Source organism: Schaalia turicensis ACS-279-V-Col4, assembly GCF_000296505.1.
Classification (GTDB): domain Bacteria; phylum Actinomycetota; class Actinomycetes; order Actinomycetales; family Actinomycetaceae; genus Pauljensenia; species Pauljensenia turicensis_A.
On record NZ_JH815209.1, the window covers coordinates 1 to 2,843 of the forward strand.

Below are 2,843 nucleotides of genomic sequence, written 5' to 3' on the forward strand. Positions count from 1 at the left end.
CAGCTAAGGCCCCTAAGTGTGCGCTAAGTGGGAAAGGATGTGAGATCGCGGTGACAACCAGGAGGTTGGCTTAGAAGCAGCCATCCTTGAAAGAGTGCGTAATAGCTCACTGGTCAAGTGGTTTCGCGCCGACAATGTAGCGGGGCTTAAGCGTACCGCCGAAGCTGTGGCACTCACACATGAAAGAGCCTGGGCAGGGGACCTGCCTAAGGTTGTGTGGGTGGGTAGGGGAGCGTCCTGCGTGCGGTGAAGCCTGCTGGGAACGGTTGGTGGAGCGTGTGGGAGTGAGAATGCAGGCATGAGTAACGAATGGCGGGTGAGAATCCCGTCCGCCGATTGACTAAGGGTTCCAGGGCTAGGTTTATCCGCCCTGGGTTAGTCGGGTCCTAAGGCGAGGCCGACAGGCGTAGTCGATGGACAACCAGTTGATATTCTGGTACCGCGTTGTGACCGCCAAATACTGAAGCTTTTATGCTAACCACCCGCATCTGGACTGTTCATTCCTTCGGGTTTGATCAGCTTGGGTGTTGTGGGATCCTGATTGTTGTAGGTAAGCGTGTTAACAGGGGTGACACAGGAAGGTAGCTGCCGCGCACCGATGGTTGTGTGTGTCTAAGGTTGTGGCCCGTCTGCCAGGTAAATCCGGTAGGCATGTAGGGTGAGGACTGATGGGGGTGCCCTTTTGGGGTGTCTGGTGGTGATCCTAAGCTGTCAAGAAAAGCCTCGACGTGAGGGCATGACGCGCCCGTACCCTAAACCGACTCAGGTGGTCAGGTAGAGTATACCGAGGCGTTCGAGTGAATCATGGTTAAGGAACTCGGCAAAATTCCTCCGTAACTTCGGGATAAGGAGGACCCTGTGACGTCCCCCCTTTTTCTGGGTGTGTGCGTTGTGGGGTCGCAGAGAATAGGGAGAAGCGACTGTTTATCAAAAACACAGGTGCGTGCGAAGTCGTAAGACGATGTATACGCACTGACGCCTGCCCGGTGCTGGAAGGTTAAGAGGAAGGCTCAACCACCCTCGGGTGGTGAAGGCTTGAATTTAAGCCCCAGTAAACGGCGGTGGTAACTATAACCATCCTAAGGTAGCGAAATTCCTTGTCGGGTAAGTTCCGACCTGCACGAATGGCGTAACGACTTCTCCGCTGTCTCGACCATGAACTCGGTGAAATTGCATTACGAGTAAAGATGCTCGTTACGCGCAGAAGGACGGAAAGACCCCGGGACCTTTACTATAGCTTGGTATTGGTGTTCGCTTGGACTTGTGTAGGATAGGTGGGAGACTGTGAAGCAGGGGCGCCAGCTCTTGTCGAGTCGTCGTTGAAATACCATTCTGGTTCACGCGGTCATCTAACCTCGGCCCGTAATCCGGGTTGGGGACAGTGCCTGGTGGGTAGTTTAACTGGGGCGGTTGCCTCCCAAAAAGTAACGGAGGCGCTCAAAGGTTCCCTCAGCCTGGTTGGTAATCAGGTGGCGAGTGCAAGTGTACAAGGGAGCTTGACTGTGAGACCGACGGGTCGAGCAGGTGCGAAAGCAGGAACTAGTGATCCGGCCATGGCACGTGGGTGCGTGGTCGCTCAACGGATAAAAGGTACCCCGGGGATAACAGGCTGATCTTGCCCAAGAGTCCATATCGACGGCATGGTTTGGCACCTCGATGTCGGCTCGTCGCATCCTGGGGCTGGAGTTGGTCCCAAGGGTTGGGCTGTTCGCCCATTAAAGCGGTACGCGAGCTGGGTTCAGAACGTCGTGAGACAGTTCGGTCCCTATCCTCTGTGCGCGTAGGAAACTTGCGGAGGCCCGTCCCTAGTACGAGAGGACCGGGATGGACGAACCTCTGGTGTGCCAGTTGTACCGCCAGGTGCACGGCTGGTTGGCTACGTTCGGAAGGGATAACCGCTGAAAGCATCTAAGCGGGAAGCCTGCTCCAAGATGAGGTTTCCAACACCAGTAATGGTGTGAAGGCCCCCGCCAGACTAGCGGGTTGATAGGCCAGAGGTGGAAGCACAGCAATGTGCTCGCGAGCCGACTGGTACTAATTGGCCGACACTACACGAAACCACAAAAAGGCAACCAAAAGTAAGACTGCTTACAACCACTATACGAATCACACTCAACCCACACCCCCAGCAAGGGGGAGTGGACAACACAAGCGAGTGACCATTTTTGCGGTGGTCATAGTAGTGGGGAAACGCCCGGAAACATTCCGAACCCGGAAGCTAAGCCCACAAACGCCAATGGTACTGCACCCGACAGAGTGTGGGAGAGTAGGACACCGCCGCAAATTTAACTCACGTAAACCCCTTGGAGCACCCCTCCAAGGGGTTTACTACTGTGCACAAAGTGCCCTTCAGTCAAAGCTCGGCAACGCATAGCGGTAGACGAGTGGACTCACGCACAATGTGGCAGTTATCTGGCGGATTATCGCCGTGAACCGGCTATGCTTTTTAAAGTAGAAATGTAGCTATCAGGGCTAGAACGCCCACGTTTGAAAAGCGCAACCGCGCAGGAATAGAGGAAGAAGCCATGGCAGAAGAACAAGGATCACGTTTTGATAAGGGTCGTGGTGGATTCCAACGTCGCTCACGGTGGAGCGACCACAATCAATCCCGCGCAAACAACAACCGTCGCGAAGGTGGATACGGCCTTCGCGACGATGACCGCCGTGAAGGCGGATACACGCGACGTGATAACGATCGGCGTGACGGCGGCTATGGTCGTCGTGATGATAATCGTGGTCGTGGTTTCGACCGTAACAACGATCGCCGTGAAGGCGGATACGCACGACGTGATAACGATCGGCGTGACGGCGGTTATGGTCGTCGTGATGACAACCGAGGTCGT

Annotated in this window: 1 protein-coding gene and 2 rRNA genes; all 3 read left to right on the plus strand. The window is 55.3% G+C overall.

Translation table 11 applies throughout. The features are described from left to right. A 23S ribosomal RNA gene (locus HMPREF9241_RS03680) occupies positions 1–2,060 on the plus strand; the annotation flags it as partial. A 106-nt stretch (positions 2,061–2,166) separates the two neighbouring features. After that, positions 2,167–2,283 (plus strand): 5S ribosomal RNA (rrf, locus tag HMPREF9241_RS03685). Between the two features lie 282 nt (positions 2,284–2,565). Next, positions 2,566–2,843 (plus strand): hypothetical protein (locus HMPREF9241_RS09390; RefSeq protein ID WP_006680934.1); only part of this gene is annotated, 278 nt, incomplete at its 3' end.